We start from the raw sequence: 25,085 nt of genomic DNA, 5'->3' as shown, positions 1-25,085 counted from the left end.
GAAGCTTCAGTAAAAAGTCGGTTTTTTGACTTTTCCGCCAAAACCGTGACAGGTCGCGAAGTTCCCCTTCCCTGCGCTGTAACCAGCGCCATGAGTCGAGGCTGTGAAATGAGCGTTCTGATCCCCTGCATCATCGCCGGCGGTGCCGGCACCCGCCTGTGGCCGGTTTCTCGCGAAGCCATGCCCAAACCCTTCATGCGCTTGCCCGATGGCCAGAGCCTGCTGCAGAAAACCTTCACCCGAGCTGCGGCGCTACCAGGCATCGAGCGGATACTGACGGTGACCAACCGCGAAGTGTTCTTCCGCACCCAGGACGAGTACCGCCTGGTCAATCCCGACAACCTCGCCCTCGACTACCTGCTGGAAACCAACGGCCGCAACACTGCGCCCGCGATCGCTGCCGCCGCGCTGCACTGTGCCAGGCATTACGGCCACGACAGCGTGCTGCTGGTGTTGCCGGCCGACCATCTGATCCAGGACGCCGAGGCCTTCGCCACCGCCGTCGAGCACGCCCGGCAACTGGCCAACGAAGGCTGGCTGGCCACCTTTGGCCTGCTGCCAAGCCGCGCCGAAACCGGCTTCGGTTACATCGAGCAAGGCGAGGCCATCGGCAATCATGCGCATCAGGTCGCCTGCTTCGTGGAGAAGCCCGATGCCCTCACCGCCCGCGACTACCTCGAAGGCGGCCGCCACCTGTGGAATGCCGGCATGTTCTGCCTGCGTGCTGGCACCGTACTCGCCGAACTGCAGGCGCATGCCCCGGAACTGCTGGCCTGCGTGACCTGCTGCCTGGAGCAGAGCGCGACCAAGCAGGGCAACAAGGCACTGCAGGTGGAACTGGACCCGGACAGCTTCGCCCTGGCCGAGGACATCTCCATCGACTACGCCTTGATGGAGCGATCCGACAAGGTTGCCGTGGTGCCTTGCGAACTGGGCTGGAGCGATATCGGCAGCTGGGAGGCGGTGCGCGAACTGCGTAACACCGACGACGCCGGCAACCACTGCAACGGTGAAGCGGTGCTGCACGACGTGACCAACTGCTACATCGACTCACCAAAGCGCCTGGTCGGCGCCGTCGGCCTGGACAACCTGATCGTCATCGACACCCCCGATGCCTTGCTGATCGCCGACGCCGCGCGCAGCCAGGAGGTCAAGGTGATAGCCCAGCAGCTCAAGCACCAAGGCCATGAAGCCTACCGCCTGCACCGCACCGTCACCCGCCCCTGGGGCACGTACACCGTGCTCGAGGAAGGCCCGCGCTTCAAGATCAAGCGGATCATGGTGCGCCCTGGCGAATCGCTGTCGCTGCAGATGCACCATCACCGCAGCGAGCACTGGATCATCGTCAGCGGCATGGCCTGCGTGACCAACGGCGAAGAAGAGTTTCTGCTCGACACCAACGAGTCGACCTTCATCAAACCCGGCCGCACTCACCGCCTGACCAACCCCGGCGTGATCGACCTGGTAATGATCGAAGTCCAGAGCGGCGAGTACCTGGGCGAAGATGACATCGTGCGCTTTACTGATATCTATGGACGCGTCCCGGCGGCAGCCATCGGCTGAAGGCTGGCGGACGCGTTTTTTGTCCGCAGCCTTCAGCGAGGTTTCCGGTTCATGCGTATTCTCTGGACTCTGCCTTACCTGCCCTGGCCCACCACCAGTGGCAGCAAGACCCGGCAATACCACCTGCTGCGCGCCCTCGCGCAGCAGGGCCACCGGATCACCTTGCTGGTGCAGTCGAAAATCCCCTTGTGCGATGCCGCCCGCGAAGCCCTCGAACCCTTGCTCGATCGCTTGATCGTGCTGCCCCGGCGCCCACTGCACAGCCCGCTCAACCTGCTCGCCTCACCCATCATCGATTACCCGATGCGGGCCATCATCAACGGCCTGGCCCCTGGCTTGCGGCACCAGTTCGAGCAATTGCTGGACGAACCCTGGGACGTCATCCAGATCGAGCACAGCTATAGCTTCCAGCCGTTCGAAAAAGCACTGCAGGCACGCGAGCTGCCCTACATGCTCAGCGAACACAACCTGGAGTCGGTGACCGGTGCCGCCTGCCATGACCGCCTGCCGCTGTGGCTGCGCCCGCTCAATGCCTTCGACCGTTGGCGCTATCGGCGCTGGGAGCAGCGCGTGCTGCGCCAACCCACCGAAGTGGTAGCGGTGAGCCCGCATGATGCCGAGCTGATCAGCCAGGTCAGCGGCCGCCCGGTCAATGTGGTGGTCAACGGCGTCGATTGCGATTACTACCAGAACGTCCACCCGGCCCTGCACAGCCAGCGCCTGCTGTTCGTGGGCAACTTCGAGTACGCCGCCAATGTCGAAGCCATCGAATGGGCCCTGGAAGAAATCCTGCCCCAGGTGTGGATGAGCAACCCGGCGGTACGCCTGGCCATCGCCGGGCATGCCCTGCCGATCAGCTGGAAACTGCGCTGGAACGACCCACGCATCGAGTGGGTCGGCTATCGCCCTGACCTGCGCGAACTGCAGCGCCGTTCCGCGCTGTTCTTTGCACCCTTGCGCTATGCCGGTGGCTCCAAGGTGAAGATCCTCGAAGCCATGGCCGCCGGGCTGCCGGTGATCAGTACCGACAAAGGCGTATCAGGCCTGGCCGCCAACAACGGCGAGCATTACCTGGGCAGTGACGACGGTGACCAGTTGGCGCTGCTGGTCACACAACTGCTCAACCAGCCGTGGCGCATGTGCCAATTGAGCGAGGCCGGCCGCCAGTTTGCCCGCAATCGCCACGACTGGAGCGTGGCCGCCCAGCAACTGGAAACCGTGCACATGCGCCTCACCCAGTCGGCACCGGCCGACGCCACCCAGGGCGGTGGCGCCTGGCTCGGTCGCTCAGCCGAGTAGTTCGCTCAGCGGTATGAACGGCACGCTGTCGCCCGGCTTCGGCGTGCTGCCCTCACGCACCTCCACCAGCCCCTCGGCCCAGGCCGCACTGCGCAGCACACCGGAGCTCTGGTTCTTGTAGATGCGCACCTGGCCATTGTCGATGCGCGCACGCAGGTACTCGCGACGCGTGCCAGCCTTGGTCCATTCGAAGCCGGCCGGAACATCGAAACGCAGCGGCGTGACATCGGCCACGCCCTGGCGGCGCAGCAGGTAGGGCCGCGTCAACAGGCCGAACGTCACCAGGGTCGAAGCCGGGTTGCCGGGCAAGCCGATTACCGGCACACCGCGGTAATGCCCGAAGGTCAGCGGCTTGCCAGGCTTGATCGCCAGCTTCCACAAGGCCAGCTGGCCCGCTTCGCGCAATGCGGCACCGAGGTAGTCGGCCTCGCCCACGGAAACACCGCCAGTGGAGAGGATCAGGTCGACATCGCCCAGTCCACCCAGGCATTCGCGGGTACGTTCCAGGTCATCGGGGAGAATGCCCATGTCGCGCACTTCGCAGCCCAGCCGCTGCAGCCAGCTGACCAGCAAGCGCCGGTTGCTGTTGTAGATCTGCCCCGGGCCCAGTGGCAGGCCAGGCTCGACCAGCTCATCGCCAGTGGACAGCACCGCCACCCGTACCCGCCGCACCACCCGCAACTGCGCATGGCCAAGGGTTGCTGCCAGGCCCAGCTCGATAGGACCGAGCCGCGTGCCAGCGACCATCACCTGCTCGCCCTTGCGGGTTTCCTGGCCCTGTGGGCGAACGTTCTGATCAAGTGTTAGCGCTTCGAGGAAGCGCACTCGACCATCTTCCAGCACCTCGGTGTTTTCCTGCATCTCGACGCAGTCGGCACCTGCCGGCATTGGCGCACCAGTGAAAATGCGCGCACAGGTGCCGGGCTGCAGGGGCTCGGGAGCATGCCCGGCGAAGATCCGCTGACTGACCGGCAAAGGCTCGCCCTGGAGATCGGCCAGGCGCAAGGCGTAACCATCCATGGCGCTGTTCGGCCACGGCGGCAGGTCAAGCGTGGCCACCAGCTCGGTGGCCAGCACGCGGCCTTCGGCCTCGGCCAGCGAGACGATTTCGGTTTCCCTGATTGGCGCAGCCTCTGCCAGCGCCAGCAGTCGCTCCAGGGCTTCTTCCACCGGCATCAGTGGCCGGGCAGCAGGCGCCTCAGCCACGGCTGTCACAGGCCGCTGCCTGTTTCAGGTGGGCGACGAAATTGCACGGCCGATGGCGGGCATCCAGCTGCTCGGCGAGAATGCCGTCCCAACCGGTGCGCACGGCATTGGTCGAGCCCGGCAGGCAGCACACCAGGGTGCCGTTGGCCAGACCGGCCAGGGCCCGCGATTGCACGGTGGAGGTGCCGATATCGGCCACGGAAATCTGCCGGAACAGTTCACCGAAGCCCTCGACCTGCTTATCCAGCAGGCAGGCGACCGCCTCCGGGGTACTGTCACGGCCGGTAAAGCCGGTACCACCGGTGATCAGCACCACCTGCACGCTGTCGTCGGCGATCCAGGTGGCGACCTGGGCGCGGATCTTGTACAGGTCGTCCTTGAGCAGCACGCGCGCGGCCAGCGTGTGGCCAGCGGCGGTGAGGCGGTCGACGAAGGTCTGCCCGGAGGTGTCGGTTTCAAATGTGCGGGTGTCGCTGACCGTGAGCACGGCAATGTTCAGCGCCACGAAGGGGGTATCTGCCTTGGCTTTCATGGGTGTCCGTCGCAGGGAAAGGGGATGGACGCAGTTATATCACAGGCAGCCGTGCAGGCCGTCACAGGTCAATAACCCTGGCTTGCGGCTATGCTGGAATGTAAAAGGAACTTGCGTGGACGCCCTGCGTCATAAAGTCATCTTGCACCATCGCACTGGAGAAACACGATGATTCAACGGACCCTTCCCGCCTTCCTGCTCGCCTTGGGCCTTGGCGCCCTCGCTGGCTGTGCATCGCCGACCGTGATCACCCTGAACGACGGCCGCGAAATCCAGGCAGTGGATACCCCCTCCTATGACGAGGACTCCGGTTTCTACGAATTCGAACAGCTCGACGGCAAGCGCACGCGCCTGAACAAGGACCAGATCCGCACCGTCAAGGAGCTCTGACCCGGGTGTTCTGGTGGGCAAGCCCTGTCAACAACAAGGGCTTGCCGCCAAAAATGCTATGCAGTAGGATTTTGGTCATCGGAGTGTAGCGCAGCCAGGTAGCGCGTCTCGTTCGGGACGAGAAGGCCGCAGGTTCGAATCCTGTCTCTCCGACCAAGATCTCAGCAAAAAGACCGCCTTGCGCGGGCTTTTTGTTGTGCCTCGGAAATCAGTTGACCGCTGTCACCTGCTCCGCCTGCACCGGCACATACAGCAACTGCAGACGCGAGCTGCTCCACTCACGGGTGCGGTTGGTCAGCTCGATGTCGTTGTTCAGCTTCTGCCCATAGCTCGGCACGATTTCCTTCAGGCGCGCCTGCCATTCCGGCATCTTGATGCGGTCCTTGAAGGTTTTCTCCAGCACCGTCAGCATGATCGGCGCGGCCGTCGAGGCGCCCGGCGAAGCCCCCAGCAGCGCGGCGATGCTGCCATCCTGCGCGGCCACCACTTCGGTACCGAACTGCAGGATGCCACCCAGTACCGGATCCTTCTTGATCACCTGCACGCGCTGGCCAGCCTGCAGCAGCTTCCAGTCCTCGTTCCTGGCATTGGGGAAATACTCGCGCAGGGCCTGCATGCGGTCGTCGAAGCTGAGCATCAGTTGGCCCATCAGGTAGGTGCTGAGGTCGAAGTTATCGATCCCGGCGTTCACCATCGGCAGGATATTGTGGCTGGTAAGCGAGGCAAACATGTCCAGCAACGAGCCGTGCTTGAGGTACTTGGTGGAGAAGGTCGCGAATGGGCCGAACAGCAACACCTCCTGGCCATCGATCACTCGCGTGTCCAGATGGGGTACCGACATCGGTGGCGCCCCGACCGAAGCCTTGCCATACAGCTTGGCCTTGTGCCGGGCGACGATGTCCGGGTTGTCGGTCATCAGGAACTGGCCGCCGACCGGGAAGCCTGCATAGCCGTCCGCCTCAGGGATGCCCGACTTCTGCAGCAGCTTCAGCGCGCCGCCACCGGCCCCGATGAACACAAAGCGGGCATTGACGCTAGCCTCCTTGCCGCCTTGGGCAAGGTCAGCCACCACCACTTTCCAGGTGCCATCAGCATTGCGCACGATATCGCGCACTTCATGGCTCAGGTGCAGCGTGACATTGGGGTTGCGGGTCATCGAGGCAAACAGCTGGCGGGTGATCTCGCCGAAGTTCACGTCGGTACCGATGGCCATGCGCGTGGCGGCCACCCGCTGTTGCGGGTCACGCCCCTCCATCACCAGAGGCACCCACTTGCGGATCTGCTCGTGGTCTTCGCTGATCTCCATGCCACGGAACAGCGAGCTGTGCTGCAAGGCAGCAACGCGCTTGTGCAAGAAGGCGATGTTCTCGTCACCCCAGACGAAGCTCATGTGCGGCACGTTGTTGATGAACGACTTCGGGTTGCTGAGCACACCCTGCTCGACCTGGTAGGCCCAGAACTGCATGGAGATCTCGAACTGCTCGTTGACCCCGACAGCTTTGCTGATGTCGATGCTGCCGTCCTTGCCTTCGCTGGTGTAGTTCAGCTCGCAGAACGCCGAATGACCGGTGCCAGCGTTGTTCCAGGCGTTGGAGCTCTCCTCGGCGACCTGGTCCATGCGCTCGTAGACGCCGACCTTCCAGTTCGGCTCCAGCTCGGTGAGGTAGGTGCCCAGGCTCGCGCTCATGATGCCGCCGCCAATCAGCAGCACATCGACGGTCTTCGCAGGCTCTTCGGGTTTGGAGCAGCCGATGACGCCCAGGCAGAGGAACGTCAGCAGGAATTTCTTCATTGATGTTGTCCAGTTGTTGTGTACACGCGCGCCGCACAGAGCAGGGAGCGTGCCAACTGGGTCATGGCCAATGAATACGGGTGTGACAGCGGGTCGCATGGCGACATTCCGCCACAGGAATAACGGCTTTATCCTGCTTGATGGCGGGTTTCCCCCAAGGGGGCCGCTGCGCAGCCCCGGCCATTGATCAGGCGGTCAGCCGCGAGGTGACCTCACCCAACTGCCCCGACAACCCATGCAGGCGCTGCCCCGCCTGCTCGGTATGCTGCACCGCCTCCTGGTTGGCGGTGGCGATCCGGGTGATTTCGATCAGGTTGCGCGAAATGTCTTCGGCCACGCTGGTCTGCTCTTCGGCCGCCGTGGCGATCTGCCGGTTCATGTCGCGTATCGCCTCCACCGCCAGGGTGATCCGTTGCAGCATATGCCCGGCCTGCTGCACCTGCTCGGCGCCCTCCTCGCTGCGCTGCTGGCCGCTCTCGATGGCCTTGACCGCCTCCACAGCGCCCGATTGCACGGCTTCGATGATCTGGTGAATCTCGGCGATCGATGCCGCCGTGCGCTGGGCCAGGCTGCGCACCTCATCGGCGACCACGGCAAAGCCACGCCCGGCCTCACCCGCACGGGCCGCTTCGATGGCGGCATTGAGCGCCAGCAGGTTGGTCTGCTCGGCGATGCCGCGAATCACTTCCAATACCTTGCCGATGCGGGAACTGTCACTTTCCAGGTCGCGGATCACCGCAGCGGTGCCGGCGATCTCGCGGTTGACCACGCCAATGATGTCGATGGTCTGCTGCATCACCTGTTCGCCCGCCTGGGCGCTGTGGTCGGCATCGTCGGCGGCACGTGCGGCCTCGGCGGCGTGGCGGGCCACTTCCTGGGCGGTGGCGGACATCTCGTGCATGGCCGTGGCCACCTGATCGGTGCGCTGGAACTGGTCGTGGGTACCACGGGCCATGTCACCGGCGATACTGCGCAACTGGCCACTGGCGCCTTCCAGTTCCTGGGCGTTGTCCTTCAACCGGCCAACGGTCTCGGCAAGGAAGTCGCGCAAGGTATTGGCAGCACGCGCCAGACGGCCCAGTTCGTCCTCGCGACGGCTGTCGACGCGGGCGGCGAAGTGGCCCTGGCTGAGTTGTGCCACGTATTCGATCAGTTGGCGAATTGGCTCGATCAGGCTGCGGTTAAGCAGCCACAGGCTGAGCACGCCGACCAGCAATGCCGATCCGAGCATTACCAGCACGCCGAGCCACACGGTGCGTTCGGCACCGGCATTGATCTCGGCGGCACGGCCACGGGCTTCGGCGCGCAGCTGCTCGACCAGCGCGCTCATCTGCTCGCTGGCCGCCCGGTCCACGCCCTTCACTGCCTGGTCACCGGCTACCGGGTCGCCACCGGCCGCCAGAAATGCCTGACGCCCTTGTTCGTAGGCCTGGCCGAGCTGGCGGTGGCTGTCACGCAGTTGCTGCAGCGGTGCCTTGAGCTTGGCATCGCTGCTGTCGATCAGCTCCCCAAGCAGCTGTTGAACCTGCTGCTCGCGGGCCTGGAACTGCTGCCAGTACTTGTCCAGCTCGGCCGGTTGGCGACCGCGCAGCAGCACGTTCTTCCATTCCTGCACCTGGATCTTGAACTGCAGGTTGGCTTCATCGATCAATTGCGACGCCCGCAGCGGCCCGTCCACCAGTTCGCCATAGCCACGCACGCTGGAGGACAGGAACTGGAAGCACACCAGGGCGATCAGCAGCATCGCCGCCAGGCTGCCGCCCAGCAGGGTGAGAATTTGCACTCGGAGTGATTTACGCAACATCGCGGATCTCGGGAACAAGGAATAAGGAAACGGCGCGCCGTTGCAGCGCCGCGACAGACATCCTTGTCCTCGTTCGCAGGCCAAAAAAAAGCTGCCATCGATCGATAGCAGCCAGGTCGAGCACTTACGCAACAGTTGAATTCAATACTCTCAGGCAATTGCTACAGAAATGTTACAAGTGCACGACGCCTAGCCCGTGGTGAACTGCAGCTCGGCCAGGCGAGCGTACAGCGGGCTTTCCTCGACCAGCTGCCGGTGCGTCCCGACCGCGACCACTCGCCCCTTGTCGATCACCGCGATGCGGTCGGCGTGCTGCACCGTGGCCAGGCGGTGCGCGATGACCAGCGTGGTATGCCCGGCCATCAGGCTCGGCAGGGCCTGCTGGATCAGGTGCTCGCTTTGCGCATCGAGGGCGCTGGTGGCTTCGTCGAGTAGCAGGATCGGCGCATCCACCAGCAGCGCTCGGGCGATTGCCAGGCGCTGCTTCTGGCCACCAGAAAGGCCAATGCCGCCCTCGCCCAGCGGCGTCTGGTAACCCTGTGGCAGTTGCCGGATGAATTCGTCGGCGTGGGCGCCCTGGGCTGCCGCCTCGACGTCGGCCAGGGTCGCCTCGGGCCGACCGTAGCGGATGTTGGCCTCCACCGTGCCGCGGAACAGTGACGGGTTCTGCGCCACCAGGGCGAACTGACGGCGCAGGTCGTCGGGCTCCAGCGCCGTGATCGGCTGGCCGTCGAGCAGGATGCGCCCCTGTTGCGGGTCGTAGAAGCGCAAGAGCAGGTCGAACAAGGTCGACTTGCCCGCCCCCGAAGGCCCCACCAACGCCACGGTCTGGCCTGGCTCGATGGCCAGGCTGAGGTGGTCGATGGCGGCCACCGAAGGCCGCGAGGGATAGGCGAAGGTCAGCTGCTGCAGTTCGATGCGCCCACTGGCACGCTGCTGCGCCAGTGTCACGGGGGCCGCTGGGGCCAGGATCGTGCTGCGCGCCGTCAGCAGCTCGGCGATGCGCTCGGCGGCCCCGGCGGCGCGCTGTAACTCGCCGATCACTTCACTCAGGGTGCCGAAGGCACTGCCGACGATCAGGCTGTAGAACACGAACGCTGCCAGCTCCCCTGCGGAAATGCGCCCGGCGATCACATCCATGCCTCCCACCCACAGCATGACGCCAACCGCGCCCAGCACCAGCACGATCACCAAGGTGATCAGCCAGGCACGCTGGGCGATACGTTGCCGGGCCACGGCAAACGCAGCCTCCACCGTACCGGCGAACAGCTCGCGGTCAAGTGCCTGGTGGTTGTAGGCCTGCACGGTCTTGATCTGCCCCAGGGTCTCGGCCACATAGCTGCCGACATCGGCCACCCGGTCCTGGCTCTGCCGCGACAGGCTGCGCACCCGCCGGCCAAACAGCAGGATCGGCGCCAACACCAGCGGCAATGCCACCACCACGATGCTGGTGAGCTTGGGGTTGGTGATGAACAGCAGCACCACGCCACCGATCACCATCAGTGCATTGCGCAGGAACATCGACAGCGACGAGCCGATCACCGATTGCAACAAGGTCGTGTCGGCGGTCAGCCGTGACTGGATCTCGGAACTACGGTTGTCCTCGAAAAAGCCTGGATGCAAGCCCACCAGGTGATCGAAAACCGCGCGACGGATGTCGGCAACGCAGCGCTCGCCGATCCACGACACCAGGTAGAAGCGGCTGAACGTGCCTGCCGCCAGGGCCACTACCAGCACCAGGAACAGGCCGATGGTCTGGTTCAACTGGTGCGCTGAGCGGGTCATGAAACCCTGATCGACCAGCAGGCGGATACCCTGGCCCATGGACAGGGTGATGCCGGCGGTGACGACCAGCGCCAGCAAGGCCAGCAAGGCCTGGCGACGGTACGGACGCATGAACTGCCAGGCCAGGCGCATGGCACGGCGTTGGCGAGAAGAAGCCGAATCGGGCATGAGGTGAACCAGGGAACGCAGGAAGATTGAAGACTACCATTCATCCACGTTGGGCGTGCCTATAACCCATCGATCTAACAGGCCTCTGGAGCTTTGCCGCGCTTTCTGCTGGACTGTGCAGGCCTTGGTGCACACGATAACTTTTGTAACAGGCCAGTCACGGCGCAGGTTTAACCTGATCCTGAACCTGATGAGGAGATATTCTATGAGCTTGCAACATGGCAGCGACACCGTGAAATCTGAGAACAAACCACAACCCAAGGCCTGTGGTTCGATCATCGACGCCCAGGGCCGCGAGATCGAGATCACCGAGCAGATGATCCAGCAGGCCTGCAAGAACCTGGAAGACAGCCGCGTGAAGAAAGTACGTCAGGGCTGAAGCACGAATCCTTTGAAACCCGGCTTTACGCCGGGTTTTTTATTTTGACCGGTGATCAGGCCAGCACGCCACCCAAGGCATTGACCATCTGCGCCAACTGCGGCGCCTCGCCCCTCACGCGCACCGCCAACCCTTCGATCTCCCGCCGTGGCGGATACTGCTTGCGCAACTGGTCGAACGCCGCCCGCTGCTCGGCCACATCGTCGCTAAGGCTGCGACGGAAATCGGCATCGTCACGCCGTGGGTCATACACTGCCCGGCACAGCGCCGCCAGGGCCCAGGCAGGCTCCGCCGTGCCGTCCAGCTCGATCTGCGCCAACGGCGGCGGCGGCAGCAGATCGGCCAGCTGCACGCTTACGGCTTCGCCCAGGTAGCGGCACAAGGCCTGATAGATCTGCGCCGTGCCACGCTGGCGGCCGTCCAGGCTGTAGCCGGCAATGTGCGGCGTGGCCAGGGTGCACAGGTCTGCCAATTGCAGGTCGACCTGCGGCTCGCCTTCCCAGACATCGAGCACCGCGTGCACGTCTTCGCGATCCAGCAGCAGCTCACGCAGCGCCGCGTTGTCCACCACCGGCCCGCGGCTAGCGTTGATCAGCCAGGCGCCGGGGCGCAGCTGCGCCAGCTGCGCTTCGCCGAGCAGGTGCCAGGTCGGATGCTCACCGCCACGCTGCAGCGGGGTGTGCAGGCTGATCACGTCGCACTGTTCAAGGATCGTCGCCAGGCTGACGAAGTCGCCACCCTCGGCGGCCTGGCGCAGCGGGTCGCAGACCAGCACCTTCCAGCCCAGGCCGTGCAGCACACGCACCAGGCGGCCACCGACTTCGCCAGCGCCCACCACACCGTAGGTGCGTTGCGCCAGTGCCACGCCGTCCAGGTCGGCCAGGGTCAGCAGGCTGCCCAGCACGTAATCGACCACGCCACGGGCATTGCAGCCCGGCGCGCTGCTCCAGTGGATGCCCGCTTCGGCGAAGTAGTCCAGGTCCAGATGGTCGGTGCCGATGGTGCAGGTGCCGACGAAGCGCACCTTGCTGCCTTCGAGCAGTTGCCGGTCGACCTTGGTCACCGAACGCACCAGCAGCACATCGGCATCCTTGACGCTGGCGGCGTCGAGGCTGCGGCCGGGATAACGGCGGATCTCGCCGAAGCCTTCGAAGAAGGCATCGAGCAGCGGGATATTCTCGTCGGCAACTATCAGCATGGCGCTCTCCTGTCTGGGGAGCGCAGTGTAGGCGCTACGGGAAGTGTGTTCCAGCGCGGCTCAGTCGGCTTTCTTGCGGATCCAGTACAGGTAGGTACCGGCTTCTTCCTGCTGCTGCAGCAATTCGTGGCCGAGGAAGTTGCAGAATTTGGGGATGTCACGGCGGGTCGACGGGTCGGTGGCGATGACCTTGAGCAGGCCGCCAGCGGCCAGGTTGCGCACGTGCTGGTGCAGCATCATCACCGGTTCCGGGCAGTTCAGGCCGGTGGCGTCGAGGATGGCATCGGGGGTGAAATCGGTCATGGGGGGCTCCGCAAATGATCGCTATTGTGGCGCATCCGGTCGTGTCGACCAAGAGGGGGCGCTGGTGCATGCCTTCAGTGGTGCGTGTGCGTCGAGATCGAGCGCCGCCCGCGCGGCGCATCGCGAGCTTTGCTCGCTCCTACGTTTGTTTCGGGCCAGTAACGCCTGTGACAGGCGCGCGCGACCGCCTGATTTATACGACGCGATAGCGAGCCATGCGCCAAGGCGTTCGCGCGCAAATCCCACAGGAATAATTGGCCCGAAACAAACGTAGGAGCGAGCAAAGCTCGCGATGCGCCGCGCGGGCGGCGCTCGCTCTCGACACTCACGCACCACTCAAGGCCTGCACCTGGCAACTCAACGCGGTTTCAAATCAAGCCTACGCAGGTGGCACGTCACTTCTTCGCGGTCGTGATACAGCTGCTTGCAGGCAATGGACACCTTGATCTTGCGCGCCTTGAACGTCGCCTCCATACGGTCCAGCAACCGCCGCACCTCGGCATAGCGCTGCTTCATCGGCAACTTCAGGTTGACCACCGCCTCACGGCACAACCCCTCCCCCAGCCAGGTCTCGATCAGCGAGGTGGTCCGCGCCGGCTTCTCGACGATATCGCAGACCATCCAGTCCACCGGCTGCTTCGGTTGCCAGGTGAAACCGTCCGCCATCAGGTGCTCTACCAGCCCGGTTTCCATCAGGCTTTCGGCCATCGGCCCATTGTCGATGGCGGTGACCAGCATGCCACGGCGTACCAGCTGGTAAGTCCAACCGCCTGGCGAAGCACCCAGATCGACACCCCGCATATCGTCACCCAGGCGCTGCTCCCACTGCTCACGCGGGATGAACTGGTGCCAGGCCTCTTCCAGCTTGAGGGTCGAACGGCTTGGCGCCTCACGCGGGAACTTCAGCCGCGGGATGCCCATCGGCCACAGCGCGCTGTTGTTCGCCTCAGCCACGCCGACGAATACCCGGCGGCCACTGATGAACGTCAGCAGCAGGCGCGGCAGGCTGGCGTTGTCGACCAGGCGGCCGGCCTTTTCCAGGGCCTTGCGCAACGGCACTTCGAACTTGCGGCAGAAGGTCGAAAGCTCCTTGCCTTCGTTGCTGTCCAGTACCTCCAGCCACAGGCTGCCGAACACCGGGTGCTCGGCCAGATGCGCCAGCAGCACGCTGATGCGGTCGGTTTCCGGCAGCTCGATATACGTGCCCCGCGCCCACTGGCGTGGGAAGATCAGTTGCGCGAAGCGCAGCTGGGCCATCAGGCGCTCGGCACCTTCGGCCTCGGCGCAGACGAACTCGGCACAAGCGCTCTGCGGCTTGCCCTTGGCATAACCGGCCACACCCAGCTGGGCGGCATGTTCGCTGATCTCGGCGCAGACTTCACCCTCGAAACCGGGCCGGCAATGCATGAACAGGGTATTCATCTCTCACTCCACTACGGCTGGCGCACCACGGGCGCCGGCAGGGCGGCGATGATAAAGGAAGATCGGAACCTGCGACATGCCCCGCCGGTCCAGAAAAGAGTCAGGGGCACCAAACGGAGCTAACCTGACCATTCAGCCAGGTCCGTGCCGTGCGGGCCGAAACAGCGCGGTGGCACCGGCCACAAGCAGCCGTGCCGGGCCCCGCCGCACAAGGAGTTGGCAATGCCCTCGCTCGATAGCCTGAACACCCTCAAGACCCTCCAGGTGGCTGACCGCACCTATCACTATTACAGCCTCGCCGAAGCCGGTCGGCAGCTGGGCGATCTGCAGCACCTGCCCATGTCGCTCAAGGTACTCCTGGAAAACCTGCTGCGCTGGGAAGACGGCGAGACCGTCGGCACCGATGACCTGCGCGCCCTCGCCGGCTGGCTGCAGGAGCGCCGCTCCGACCGCGAAATCCAGTATCGCCCGGCACGGGTGCTGATGCAGGACTTCACCGGCGTGCCGGCAGTGGTCGACCTGGCCGCCATGCGCGCCGCCATGGCCAAGGCCGGCGGCGACCCGCAGCGGATCAACCCGCTGTCGCCGGTGGACCTGGTGATCGACCACTCGGTGATGGTCGACCGCTACGCCACGCCACAGGCCTTCACCCAGAACGTCGACATCGAAATGCAGCGCAATGGCGAGCGCTATGCCTTCCTGCGCTGGGGCCAGAGCGCGTTCGACAACTTCCGCGTGGTACCGCCGGGCACCGGTATCTGCCACCAGGTCAACCTGGAATACCTCGGACGCACGGTATGGACCCGCGACGCCGATGGCCACACCTATGCCTTCCCCGACACCCTGGTCGGCACCGACTCGCACACCACCATGATCAACGGCCTCGGCGTGCTCGGCTGGGGCGTCGGCGGCATCGAGGCGGAAGCGGCCATGCTCGGCCAGCCGGTGTCGATGCTGATCCCCGAAGTGATCGGTTTCAAGCTCACCGGCAAGCTGCGCGAAGGCATCACCGCCACCGACCTGGTGCTGACGGTGACGCAGATGCTGCGCAAGAAAGGCGTGGTCGGCAAGTTCGTCGAGTTCTATGGCGACGGCCTGGCCGACCTGCCGCTGGCCGACCGTGCCACCCTCGCCAACATGGCACCGGAATATGGCGCCACCTGCGGCTTCTTCCCGGTCGACCAGGTGACCCTCGACTACCTGCGCCTTTCCGGCCGGCCGAGCGAGGCCGTGCAACTGGTGGAACAGTACTGCAAGGCCCAGGGCCTGTGGCGCGAACCCGGCCAGGAGCCGCTGTTCAGCGACACCCTGGCCCTCGACATGCACGACGTCGAGGCCAGCCTGGCCGGGCCCAAACGGCCCCAGGACCGGGTTGCCTTGGGCCAGGTCAGTCAGGCCTTCGACCACTTCATCGAACTGCAGCCCAAGCCGCTGGCCAAGGAAGTCGGCCGCCTGGAAAGCGAAGGTGGCGGCGGCGTGGCGGTGGGCAACGCCGACCAGGCTGGTGAAATTGACTACAGTCACGGCGGCCAGACCCACACCCTGCGCGACGGCGCCGTGGTGATCGCCGCGATCACCTCCTGCACCAATACCTCCAACCCGAGCGTGATGATGGCGGCCGGCCTGGTCGCGAAGAAAGCCCTGGAAAAAGGCCTGCAGCGCAAACCCTGGGTCAAGAGCTCGCTGGCCCCGGGCTCCAAGGTAGTCACCGACTACTACAAGGCCGCGGGCCTCACGCCTTACCTCGACCAGCTTGGTTTCGACCTGGTCGGCTATGGCTGCACCACCTGCATCGGCAACTCAGGCCCGCTAGATGAAGCCATCGAGAAAGCCATCGGCAGTGCCGACCTCACGGTCGCCTCGGTGCTGTCGGGCAACCGCAACTTCGAAGGCCGCGTGCACCCACTGGTGAAGACCAACTGGCTGGCCTCGCCGCCCCTGGTAGTGGCGTATGCCCTGGCGGGCAGCGTGCGGATCGACCTGACCCGCGACCCGCTGGGCACTGGCAAGGATGGCCAGCCGGTGTACCTGCGCGACATCTGGCCAAGCCAGCAAGAAATCGCCGAGGCGGTGGGCAAGGTCGACACGGCTATGTTCCACAAGGAGTACGCCGAAGTCTTCGCCGGCGACGCCCAGTGGCAGGCCATCGAGGTACCCCAGGCTGCCACTTACATCTGGCAGGACGACTCGACCTACATCCAGCACCCACCCTTCTTCGACGCCATCGGCGGGCCGCTGCCCGAGATCGACGACATCCACGGTGCGCGCATCCTCGCCCTGCTCGGTGATTCGGTCACCACCGACCACATCTCACCGGCCGGCAACATCAAGGCCGACAGCCCGGCCGGGCGCTACTTGCGCAGCAAGGGCGTGGAACCTCGTGACTTCAACTCTTACGGCTCGCGGCGCGGCAACCACGAGGTGATGATGCGCGGCACCTTCGCCAACATCCGCATCCGCAACGAGATGCTGGCGGGCGAGGAAGGTGGCAACACGGTGCACGTGCCCAGTGGCGAGAAGCTGTCAATCTATGACGCCGCCATGCGCTACCAGGCCGAGGGCACGCCGCTGGTGGTGATCGCCGGTCAGGAATATGGCACCGGCTCCAGCCGCGACTGGGCGGCCAAGGGCACCAACCTGCTGGGGGTCAAGGCCGTACTGGCGGAGAGTTTCGAACGCATTCATCGCTCCAACCTGGTGGGCATGGGCGTGCTGCCACTGCAGTTCAAGGCCGGGCAGGACCGCAAGCAACTGGGGCTGACCGGCAAGGAGCAGATCGACCTGCTGGGCCTCAGTGGCGCGCAGATCAAACCAGGCATGAGCCTGCCGCTGCGGATCACCCGCGAGGATGGGCAACAGCAGCAGATCGAAGTGCTCTGCCGGATCGATACCCTCAACGAAGTGGAGTACTTCAAGTCAGGGGGGATTCTGCATTATGTGCTGCGGCAGATGATTCGCAGCTGATTGGCTTGGGAGTAGCGGCGTCTGTGAGATCGAGCGCCGCGCGGGCGGCGCTCGATCCACGCACCAGCACAAAACGACGTCAGGCACCCGGCAGTAGCACTTTAATGGCCGGTCAGTCATCATGCCCTCAATTTGTCAGCAAATGGTCACAAACATAGGCAATCCGCTGCGAACGCCAAGTTTCCCATAACGCGTCCGCAACAGCGGTCAATTGCCCCAGATCAACGAAGTCAAATATCCATTCAATAAAACCAGTGGCTTGCCGATACCTGTCGAAAGCCTTACGGACTATTCAGCTCATGCGCAACAACCAGCCGATTACCCAGAGGGAACGGACTTTCCCTGCCCAACAACGGTTGATCTCCACCACCAATGCCAAGGGTGTGATCACCTACTGCAACGATGCGTTCGTCGAGATCAGCGGTTTCACCCGCGAAGAGCTGATTGGCGCCCCCCACAACCTGGTGCGTCACCCCGATGTGCCAACGGCAGTGTTCGCCCACATGTGGCAAACCCTCAAGCAAGGCTTGCCGTGGATGGGCATCGTCAAGAACCGTTGCAAATCCGGCGACCACTACTGGGTCAACGCCTACGTCACGCCGATTTTCGAGAACAACCAGGTCGTCGGTTTCGAGTCGGTGCGCGTCAAACCGACCGCCGAGCAGATCCGCCGTGCCGAGGCCCTGTACCAGCGCATCAACGACGGCAAGCCTGCCATCCCGCGCCGTGATCGCTGGCTGCCGGTGCTGCAGGACTGGTTGCCGTTCATCCTGGTCAGCCAGGTCGGTTTCCTGATTGGCAACTGGCTCGGCCACTCCTGGGGCTTCGCTCTGGCCGCCGGCCTGTCGGTACCGCTCGGCCTGTTCGGCCTGAGCTGGCAGCAGCGTGGCCTCAAACGCCTGTTGCGCCTGGCCGAGCAGACCACCTCCGACCCGCTGATCGCGCAGATGTACACCGACAGCCGTGGCGTGCAGGCACGCCTGGAGATGGCCATGCTCAGCCAGGACGCGCGCATGAAGACGTGCCTGACTCGCCTGCAGGACAGCGCCGAGCACCTCAGCGACCAGGCCCGCCAGTCCGATGCCTTGGCGCACAAGAGCTCCTCGGGCCTGGAGCGCCAGCGCGTGGAGACAGAGCAGGTCGCTGCCGCCGTCAACCAGATGGCCGCTACCACCCAGGAAGTGGCCAACCACGTGCAACGCACCGCTGACGCCACCCAGGAAGCCAACCGCCTGACCAGCCAGGGCCGGCAGATCGCCGGGGAAACCCGTGATGCCATCGAGCGCCTGTCGAGCGCCGTGGGTGAGACCGGCCAGACCGTGACCCAACTGGCCAAGGACAGTGACGAAATCGGTGGCGTGGTCGATGTGATCAAGGGCATCGCCGACCAGACCAACCTGCTGGCGCTCAACGCCGCCATCGAAGCGGCCCGTGCCGGCGAGATGGGCCGTGGTTTCGCCGTGGTCGCCGACGAGGTACGCCAGCTGGCCCAACGCACCGCCGAATCGACCGGGCAGATCCACGGTCTGATCGCCAAGCTGCAACAAACGGCCAACAACGCCGTGCTGACCATGGAAACCGGCCACCGCCAGGCCCAGGAAGGCGTCGAGCGCGTCATGCAGGCGGACCAGGCACTGGTTGGGATCAGCGAAGCAGTGGCCAACATCACAGACATGGCGACCCAGATCGCCGCCGCCACCGAAGAGCAGACTGCAGTGGCCGACGAGATCAGCCGCAACATCAGCACCATCGCCCAGCTCGCCGACCAGACAGCCGAGCAGGCGCAGCATTCGGCGCAGCTCAGCGAAGAGCTGACCAGCACTGCCGGCGGGCAGTATTCGCTGGTGGAGCGCTTCAACCGCTAGTTCTGGCCTACGCGGTCACTGTAGGAGCGGCCTTGCGGCCCTTTCGCGACGCAAGGCCGCCCCTACAGTGACCGCGAACAGGCGCCTTACCAGTCCAGTGTCAGCCTGCTCTCGAAGTAGCGCTCTTCGCCGGTCAACGGATCGGCAAATCGCAAGCTCTGCGCCAGCAGCTTCAACGGCCGCTGATAGTCGTCTTCGTCCTTGAGCAACTCGGGGTAGAACGGGTCATTGCAGATCCCCGCCCCCAACGCCGCCATGTGCACACGCAACTGATGCGTCTTGCCCGTTACCGGCGACAGTCCATAGCGCCACAACTCGCCATGCGTCTCCAGCACTTCGGCAAAGGTCTCGCTGTTGGCCTCCCCTGCCACTTCGTGCATGCGAAAGAACGGCTCGCCATGCACCAGGCGACTCTTGCGCACCAGGGGGAATGCATGCTGCGGCAAAGCGGCAGCGATGGCTTGATAGCGCTTATCGATCCGCCGCTCCGGGAACAACCGTTGATACGCGCTGCGCGTCTGCGGATTGGCGGAGAACAGCACCAGCCCGGCGGTGTGCCGGTCGATGCGATGCAACGGCACCAGGTGCGGGTTGCCCAGGCGTCGGATCAGGCGGCGCAACAGGGTCTGCTCGACGTATTCACCGGTTGGCGTTACCGGCAGGAAATGCGGCTTGTCGGCCACCACCAGGTGCTCATCCACATGCAGGATGGTTTCCTGCACCGGAATCGGCCGCTCGTTGGGCACCTCGCGAAAATAGTGAAGGCGCATGCCGCGCCGGTAGGGCAAGTCGGCAGCAATCGCCCTGCCCTCGGCATCGAGCACCCGGCCACGGGCGAAGCGGTCAAGCCACTGCGCGCGCTCGATGGCCTTGAAATGGTCGCACAGGCAATCGAGTACCGTCGCCCAGTGGCCGGGCGGCAGGCAGACCGTACTGGCTTGCTGGTGGGCGGGGTCGAAAGGCGTGGTCATGGCAGGGCTCGAGCAATCAAAGCCCAGCATTATCCCCCAAGCCCGGCGCCTCAACCAGCCTCGACCATCCCCTCGCTATACGCCTTCAACCAGCGAAGTACCTGCACGGGTTCCCAACGCCCCGGATCATAGAGCGCGTAGACCAGGCCCTGGTAACCCACGACATCCAGCCCCCGGTGGTAACCGGCACGCTGGAACAAGGCCTCGATCTCGGCAAAGCACGTGTTGAAATGCACCTTGCCGAATGGCGTGCGGTCGTCGGTGACCAGGCCTTCGAGGCGCAATTCCAGTACGGCGTCGCACACCCGCTCCACCGGCATACGGTTGACGCTGTACTTGAGTTGCTCGACGTTGAGCATGGGTTCACCTCGATACTGTATTTATATACAGCATACGAAGAGCGACACCGCAGAGTCAATCGGCTCGAACGCTACTGCAAGCCTGGCAGGTAGCCCGTACCCTTGCGAATGGTCAGCACCTCGCGGCGCGGCGCGGCAGTTGACACCGACAGGTGAACCCAGCTGTCGAATTCCAGGATCAGCTGGTCGAACGCCACATCACTCTTGCTTACCTGCCTGACCACTTCCCGGTTGTCGACGCCGATCACCGTGAAATCCGCAGCCAGGCCTTTCACGTGCTGGCTACTTCGCACCCCGCCGACGCGCGCATTGACCTCCACGCTGCGGTAGCCGCTGCTGACGATGACGGGGCACCCGAACAACCCCCGGACCTGCTCGAGCGCTTGGCAAAGCAGGCGCAGATTACTCAGGACCTCAGGCGTAGGGGTGTTGTCCAACCCCTCTCTCGCGGCAACTTGCGAAGTAATCAGTTCTTCCAGGGCGAAATGTGGCGTGATCAGCATGGCGGAGCTCTCGATGAAAATGCAAAAGGACCGATGACCATCAACGGTTCGTCATCTTCATTGCTGCCTGCGGGCCATGCACGAGGGCAAGCATTCCCGCTGCCCGTTACTGGGCGAGGAAGGCCACTACCTGTTCGGCATCGAATGGCCAGTGCAGCTCTGCCGAAGTATCGCTGCGCCGCAACACCGGAATGATCAATCCGTACCGCTCGAACAACGCCTGGTCATCGGCGATGTCGACCAACTCGATCAGCAAGCCGTGTTCAACAAAGGGCATCAGCACGGCTTCGGCCACTTCGCATAAGTGGCACCCGACGGTACCGAAGAGTTGGCATTCAGGCAGCATGGTGGGCAAGACCCAATTTGGCTGTAGGAAGAAGCTTATTCTAAGTCTGTCCTGCCCCCTCTGCACCTGACCTTGCTCAATCCTGGCTGGTGGCGCCGATCCGGTGCAGCGACAGGTCTGCGCCCTGGAACTCCTGCTCATGGCTCAAACGCAGGCCATGCAGTTGGCGAATCAGGCCATACACGGCAAAACCACCGATCAGTGCTACCAGGACGCCCGCCAGGCTGCCCAATAGCTGACTGATCAGGCTGACCCCGCCCATACCCCCCAGTGCCGCCTGGCCAAACACACCGCAGGCGATCCCTCCCCACAGGCCGCACAAGCCGTGCAGCGGCCAGACACCGAGCACATCGTCGATCTTCCAGCGGTTCTGTGCAGCCGTGAAACTCCAGACGAACAGCACCCCTGCCACCAGGCCGGTGGCCAGCGCACCGATCGGGTGCATGAGGTCAGAGCCGGCACAGATCGCCACCAGACCCGCCAGCGGCCCGTTGTGCAGGAAGCCCGGGTCGTTGCGCCCGGCCAGCAAGGCCGCCAGGGTGCCGCCGACCATGGCCATCAACGAGTTGATCGCCACCAGGCCGCTGACGCCCTGCAAGGTCTGGGCACTCATCACGTTGAAGCCGAACCAGCCGATGATCAGGATCCACGAGCCCAACGCCAGGAACGGAATGCTCGACGGTGCGAAGGCCACCAGGCGGCCGTCGCGATAGCGCCCGCGCCGCGCGCCCAGCAACAGCACCGCCGCCAGCGCCAGCCAGCCGCCCATGGCATGCACCACCACCGAGCCGGCAAAGTCATGGAACGGCGCACCGAAACGGGCCTGCAGCCAGGCCTGCACACCCAGATTACCATTCCACACCACACCCTCGAAGAACGGGTAGATGAACGCCACGATCAACGCCGTGGCGCACAACTGCGGCGCGAACCGCGCACGTTCGGCGATCCCCCCCGAGATGATCGCGGGAATCGCGGCGGCGAAGGTCAGCAGGAAGAAGCATTTGACCAGCGCATAGCCGTGATCGGCTGCCAGTTGCGACGCTGGCTGCAGGAAATTCACGCCATAGGCGATCCAGTAGCCAATGAAGAAATACACCAGCGCGGAGATGGCGAAATCACTGAGGATCTTTGACAGCGCATTGACCTGGTTCTTGTGGCGCACGGTGCCCACTTCGAGAAACGCGAAGCCGGCGTGCATGGCGAGCACCAGAATGGCGCCCATGAGGATGAACAGGGTGTTGGAGCCATGGACGAGGGAGTCCATTGCGCTGTGCATGTTTTCCATGAAAGTGGCAGACCTGCTGAAAAGGCACCAGGACAGTTCAAGAACCTGCATCCCTGCACCGAATCGGTGCCAGCTTTTGCCCTGCTTTGCCGAACCGGGCGCAGCCTGCGTGGTTTTTTCTTGGGTTTGTCGTGGATTGGGTTAAGGTTTATCGGTATCTGCCAGGGCTCGACGCCCTGGTTCGGCGCACCGCCCTGTGCTACGCCCCGCGTTGTGGCAAAACTCATTAGCAAGGCCCATACCAGCACCGCTAGTGAACCTTCCACGCGCCCGGTCACTCGAATGCCCTACAACACTTGCACACCTACTTAGGGAGAGCCCCATGGCCAGCAAATCGGCAAAGACTGCACAAGAGATATTGATGGCTGACTTTCAGGCCTTGGTCCGTGATACCGAGAAACTGCTGGCCGACACCGCCAACCTGGCGGGCGACCAGGCCGACGAGCTGCGCGAGCAGATCCACGACCGCCTGACCCAGGCCCGCGAAACCCTGCAACTGACCCAGGACTCGGTGCGTGAGCGCGGCCAGGCAGCCCTCGGCAGCGCCGAACAGTACGTCCAGGAAAACCCCTGGCAGGCCATCGGGATTGCCGCAGGTGTCGGCCTGTTGATCGGCCTGCTGGCCAATCGGCGCTGAGGAGTTCCCATGGAGAATGACAGCATTGGCACCAGCGCCTCGGGCAAACGCCTGGGCGCGGCGCTGCTGGGGCTGCTGCACAGCCACATCGAACTGTTCGGTATCGAACTCCAGGAGCAGAAAGCACGCACCCTGAGCCTGCTATTGTTCGCCGGGCTGGCCCTGGTGTTCGCGTTGCTGCTGCTGACCGCACTGTCGGGCTTGCTGCTGGTGCTGCTGTGGGACAGCTATCGCCTGGCCGGCATCATTGGCCTGTGCGTCTTCTATGGGGCTGCGGCGCTGTATTGCGGCCTGCGCCTGAAAGCCGCCGTATTCGATGAGTCGTCCCCCTTTGGTGCGACCCTCGACGAACTGGCCAAGGACCGGGAGCGCCTGTTGCCATGAGCCTGCCTGAATTACCGAACACCCGTAACCCACGGGAACTGCGCAAGGCGCTGCTGCGCCTGCGCATGGAAATGCACCGCCAGGAGATTCGCCATGAGTCCGGGCAGTTGCTGCAACCCTTGCAGCGCCTGCGCGGCATGGGCAGCTCGCTGCATGACGGGTTGGGTATCAAGCATGCGCCGTTGTGGGGCATCGGTGCCGTCGTGGCGCTGGGCTTTCTGACCGGCAAAGGGGTACGCAGCGGTAACCTGAGCCGCCTGGTCCGCTTGGGGACCAGCCTGCTGCCGCTGGTGCGCCTCTACCTGCAGGGCAACCGTCGCCGTTGAACGTCTACCGGCCCTGATCCCACAGGGCCGGTCCCGATCTACCCCTTGCACGCCTGCTCACGACACCGGAAGCTATACCCTTCGATCGACAGGAGACCGCGCCTTGGACTGGCACACCCTGCTCACCCGCGAACGCCTCGGCAAAGCCCTCTACAGCGCCGAAGAACTCGGCCGCAGCCCTTTCCACAAAGACCATGACCGGATCATCTTCTCAGGGGCATTTCGCCGCCTCGGGCGCAAGACCCAGGTCCATCCCGTTTCAAGCAACGACCATATCCATACGCGCCTGACCCATTCACTGGAGGTTAGCTGCGTTGGCCGTTCGCTGGGCATGCGCGTCGGCGAAACGCTGCGCGCCAGCCTGCCAGAGTGGTGTGAGCCCAGCGACCTGGGCATGATCGTGCAGTCGGCCTGCCTGGCTCACGACATTGGCAACCCACCATTCGGCCACTCCGGCGAAGACGCCATTCGCCACTGGTTCCAGCAGGCCGCCGGGCGTGGCTGGCTGGACGACATGAGCGACGACGAGCGCGCCGACTTCCTCAACTTCGAAGGCAACGCCCAAGGCTTTCGCGTACTCACCCAGCTCGAGTACCACCAGTTCGATGGTGGCACCCGGCTGACCTACGCGACCCTTGGCACCTACCTCAAATACCCCTGGACCGCCCGGCATGCCGATGCCCTCGGGTACAAGAAACACAAGTTCGGCTGTTACCAGAGCGAGCTGCCACTACTCGAACAGATCGCCCGCAAGCTCGGCCTGCCGCTGCTCGAAGAACAGCGCTGGGCGCGCCATCCGCTGGTCTACCTGATGGAGGCGGCCGATGACATCTGCTACGCCCTGATCGACCTGGAAGACGGCGTAGAGATGGAACTGCTGGACTATGCCGAAGTCGAGGCGCTGTTGCTCGACCTGGTCGGTGACGATTTGCCGGAAACCTATCGCCAGCTTGGCCCTGCCGACTCACGGCGACGCAAACTGGCAATACTGCGTGGCAAAGCGATCGAGCACCTGACCAATGCCGCTGCCCGCGCCTTCGTCGAGCAGCAGCAGGCACTGCTGGGCGGGCACCTGAGCGGTGACCTGGTCGAGCACATGCACGGCCCGGCCAAGCGCTGCGTGCTGCAGGCCAAGGACATGGCGCGCAACAAGATTTTCCAGGACAAACGCAAGACGCTGCATGAGATTGGCGCCTATACCACGCTGGAAATCCTCCTCAACACATTCTGTGGTGCCGCCCTGGAACAGCATGGCGGGCGCACCCCTTCGTTCAAGAGCCGCCGCGTGCTCGATCTGATCGGTAACAACGCGCCCACACCGCAAGACTCGCTGCACAAGGCTTTCCTGCGCATGATCGATTTCATCGCTGGCATGACCGACAGCTATGCCAGCGAGATGGCTCGGGAAATGACTGGGCGCTCAAGCCCGACCTGAAGCCACGGCAGCGTCGCCCGGCGCAGTACCGAGCGACACCTGCCGCCAGAAACTTCCTACAATCAACACCTGATCATTAAACACCAACTAAACAGGCTAATGAAAAGTTAGCAAAACACTTAAGGCAGCGAATCATCCCCTTACACTTCGTAGCCAAAATTGAACTAAG

Annotated in this window: 23 protein-coding genes, 1 tRNA gene and 1 pseudogene; 11 read left to right on the top strand and 14 right to left on the bottom strand. The window is 64.0% G+C overall.

The features are described 5' to 3' along the window. Positions 1–108 precede the first annotated feature (108 nt). Positions 109–1,563: a mannose-1-phosphate guanylyltransferase/mannose-6-phosphate isomerase gene (locus C2H86_RS20135; protein ID WP_159409499.1), complete on the top strand. Its 1,455-nt coding sequence runs from the start codon at positions 109–111 to the stop codon at positions 1,561–1,563. Between the two features lie 51 nt (positions 1,564–1,614). Continuing rightward, entirely contained in the window at positions 1,615–2,862 is a 1,248-nt protein-coding gene (locus C2H86_RS20130) for a glycosyltransferase family 4 protein (protein WP_159409498.1), read from the top strand. On the opposite strand, the gene C2H86_RS20125 is transcribed toward C2H86_RS20130, so the two are convergent. After that, positions 2,851–4,077 carry a molybdopterin molybdotransferase MoeA gene (locus tag C2H86_RS20125; RefSeq protein WP_159409497.1) on the bottom strand — a complete coding sequence of 409 codons (1,227 nt, stop codon included), beginning with the start codon at positions 4,075–4,077 and terminating at the stop codon, positions 2,851–2,853. The two genes, C2H86_RS20130 and C2H86_RS20125, sit on opposite strands and share 12 nt — an antisense overlap. After that, entirely contained in the window at positions 4,061–4,600 is a 540-nt protein-coding gene (moaB, locus tag C2H86_RS20120) for a molybdenum cofactor biosynthesis protein B (RefSeq protein WP_085674853.1), read from the bottom strand. Before moaB ends, C2H86_RS20125 begins: the two co-directional genes overlap by 17 nt. Positions 4,601–4,768: 168 nt before the next feature. Here moaB and C2H86_RS20115 point away from each other — a divergent pair, with 168 nt between their 5' ends. Next, positions 4,769–4,990: a YgdI/YgdR family lipoprotein gene (locus C2H86_RS20115; protein ID WP_110631211.1), complete on the top strand. Its 222-nt coding sequence runs from the start codon at positions 4,769–4,771 to the stop codon at positions 4,988–4,990. A 79-nt stretch (positions 4,991–5,069) separates the two neighbouring features. Then, positions 5,070–5,146, top strand: a tRNA-Pro gene (locus C2H86_RS20110). Positions 5,147–5,198: 52 nt separating this feature from the next. Here the strand turns inward: C2H86_RS20110 and mqo are convergent. The 4 genes and pseudogenes from mqo to C2H86_RS20095 all read right to left on the bottom strand — a co-directional run bounded on the left by mqo (position 5,199) and on the right by C2H86_RS20095 (position 10,539). Next, on the bottom strand, positions 5,199–6,782 hold the full coding sequence (gene mqo, locus C2H86_RS20105) for a malate dehydrogenase (quinone) (protein WP_159409496.1): 1,584 nt from the start codon (positions 6,780–6,782) through the stop codon (positions 5,199–5,201). Positions 6,783–6,969: 187 nt separating this feature from the next. Then, positions 6,970–7,674 carry a methyl-accepting chemotaxis protein gene (locus C2H86_RS28775; protein ID WP_430738597.1) on the bottom strand — a complete coding sequence of 235 codons (705 nt, stop codon included), beginning with the start codon at positions 7,672–7,674 and terminating at the stop codon, positions 6,970–6,972. Between the two features lie 228 nt (positions 7,675–7,902). Then, positions 7,903–8,013: pseudogene (locus C2H86_RS28770) on the bottom strand (hypothetical protein); the annotation flags it as partial. 762 nt (positions 8,014–8,775) lie between these two features. Next, positions 8,776–10,539 carry an ABC transporter transmembrane domain-containing protein gene (locus C2H86_RS20095; RefSeq protein ID WP_159409494.1) on the bottom strand — a complete coding sequence of 588 codons (1,764 nt, stop codon included), beginning with the start codon at positions 10,537–10,539 and terminating at the stop codon, positions 8,776–8,778. Positions 10,540–10,744: 205 nt separating this feature from the next. On the opposite strand from C2H86_RS20095, the gene C2H86_RS28220 reads away from it, so the two are divergent. After that, the gene (locus C2H86_RS28220) at positions 10,745–10,918 is read left to right on the top strand and encodes a PA1571 family protein (RefSeq protein WP_205524556.1); all 174 of its coding nucleotides are present in this window, start codon (positions 10,745–10,747) and stop codon (positions 10,916–10,918) included. A gap of 55 nt (positions 10,919–10,973) precedes the next feature. Here the strand turns inward: C2H86_RS28220 and pdxB are convergent, their stop codons facing one another. From pdxB to rlmM, 3 genes are all read right to left on the bottom strand, one after another. After that, positions 10,974–12,116, bottom strand: a complete 1,143-nt coding sequence (gene pdxB / locus C2H86_RS20090) for a 4-phosphoerythronate dehydrogenase PdxB (RefSeq protein WP_159409493.1) — start codon at positions 12,114–12,116, stop codon at positions 10,974–10,976. A 60-nt stretch (positions 12,117–12,176) separates the two neighbouring features. Beyond that, a complete protein-coding gene (tusA, locus tag C2H86_RS20085; protein WP_027919534.1) occupies positions 12,177–12,419 on the bottom strand; it encodes a sulfurtransferase TusA in 243 nt (80 codons plus the stop codon). A gap of 357 nt (positions 12,420–12,776) precedes the next feature. Next, a complete protein-coding gene (rlmM, locus tag C2H86_RS20080; RefSeq protein WP_159409492.1) occupies positions 12,777–13,841 on the bottom strand; it encodes a 23S rRNA (cytidine(2498)-2'-O)-methyltransferase RlmM in 1,065 nt (354 codons plus the stop codon). A gap of 222 nt (positions 13,842–14,063) precedes the next feature. Here rlmM and acnA point away from each other — a divergent pair, with 222 nt between their 5' ends. Together acnA and C2H86_RS20070 are read left to right on the top strand one after the other, a co-directional pair. Next, positions 14,064–16,805 (top strand): aconitate hydratase AcnA, encoded by a 2,742-nt coding sequence (gene acnA / locus C2H86_RS20075; RefSeq protein WP_159409491.1) that lies wholly within the window; start codon positions 14,064–14,066, stop codon positions 16,803–16,805. 299 nt (positions 16,806–17,104) lie between these two features. Further along, positions 17,105–18,670 (top strand): methyl-accepting chemotaxis protein, encoded by a 1,566-nt coding sequence (locus C2H86_RS20070; RefSeq protein ID WP_159409490.1) that lies wholly within the window; start codon positions 17,105–17,107, stop codon positions 18,668–18,670. 86 nt (positions 18,671–18,756) lie between these two features. Here the strand turns inward: C2H86_RS20070 and C2H86_RS20065 are convergent, their stop codons facing one another. From C2H86_RS20065 to C2H86_RS20045, 5 genes are all read right to left on the bottom strand, one after another. Further along, positions 18,757–19,641, bottom strand: coding sequence for a pseudouridine synthase (locus C2H86_RS20065; protein ID WP_159409489.1), 885 nt, complete (start codon positions 19,639–19,641; stop codon positions 18,757–18,759). Between the two features lie 50 nt (positions 19,642–19,691). Further along, positions 19,692–20,000, bottom strand: coding sequence for a hypothetical protein (locus C2H86_RS20060; RefSeq protein ID WP_060508085.1), 309 nt, complete (start codon positions 19,998–20,000; stop codon positions 19,692–19,694). Between the two features lie 71 nt (positions 20,001–20,071). After that, positions 20,072–20,503 carry a D-Ala-D-Ala carboxypeptidase family metallohydrolase gene (locus C2H86_RS20055; RefSeq protein ID WP_159409488.1) on the bottom strand — a complete coding sequence of 144 codons (432 nt, stop codon included), beginning with the start codon at positions 20,501–20,503 and terminating at the stop codon, positions 20,072–20,074. Positions 20,504–20,609: 106 nt separating this feature from the next. Next, entirely contained in the window at positions 20,610–20,849 is a 240-nt protein-coding gene (locus C2H86_RS20050; RefSeq protein WP_159409487.1) for a glutaredoxin family protein, read from the bottom strand. Positions 20,850–20,925: 76 nt separating this feature from the next. Beyond that, positions 20,926–22,134 carry an ammonium transporter gene (locus C2H86_RS20045; protein ID WP_159409486.1) on the bottom strand — a complete coding sequence of 403 codons (1,209 nt, stop codon included), beginning with the start codon at positions 22,132–22,134 and terminating at the stop codon, positions 20,926–20,928. A gap of 322 nt (positions 22,135–22,456) precedes the next feature. Between C2H86_RS20045 and C2H86_RS20040 the strand changes: the two genes are divergently transcribed. The 4 genes from C2H86_RS20040 to C2H86_RS20025 all read left to right on the top strand — a co-directional run bounded on the left by C2H86_RS20040 (position 22,457) and on the right by C2H86_RS20025 (position 24,916). Beyond that, on the top strand, positions 22,457–22,771 hold the full coding sequence (locus tag C2H86_RS20040; protein WP_060508089.1) for a DUF883 family protein: 315 nt from the start codon (positions 22,457–22,459) through the stop codon (positions 22,769–22,771). Between the two features lie 9 nt (positions 22,772–22,780). Further along, positions 22,781–23,155 carry a phage holin family protein gene (locus tag C2H86_RS20035; RefSeq protein ID WP_152955821.1) on the top strand — a complete coding sequence of 125 codons (375 nt, stop codon included), beginning with the start codon at positions 22,781–22,783 and terminating at the stop codon, positions 23,153–23,155. Further along, positions 23,152–23,481: a hypothetical protein gene (locus C2H86_RS20030; RefSeq protein WP_159409485.1), complete on the top strand. Its 330-nt coding sequence runs from the start codon at positions 23,152–23,154 to the stop codon at positions 23,479–23,481. The genes C2H86_RS20035 and C2H86_RS20030 overlap by 4 nt, the downstream gene beginning before the upstream one ends. A 103-nt stretch (positions 23,482–23,584) precedes the next feature. Next, positions 23,585–24,916 (top strand): deoxyguanosinetriphosphate triphosphohydrolase, encoded by a 1,332-nt coding sequence (locus tag C2H86_RS20025; protein WP_159409484.1) that lies wholly within the window; start codon positions 23,585–23,587, stop codon positions 24,914–24,916. The last annotated feature ends 169 nt before the right edge of the window (positions 24,917–25,085 follow it).

The organism is Pseudomonas putida (genome assembly GCF_009883635.2).
Classification (GTDB): Bacteria; Pseudomonadota; Gammaproteobacteria; order Pseudomonadales; family Pseudomonadaceae; genus Aquipseudomonas; species Aquipseudomonas putida_W.
Note: the sequence above shows the minus strand (reverse complement) of the source record. Positions and strands in the feature narration are given on the sequence as shown.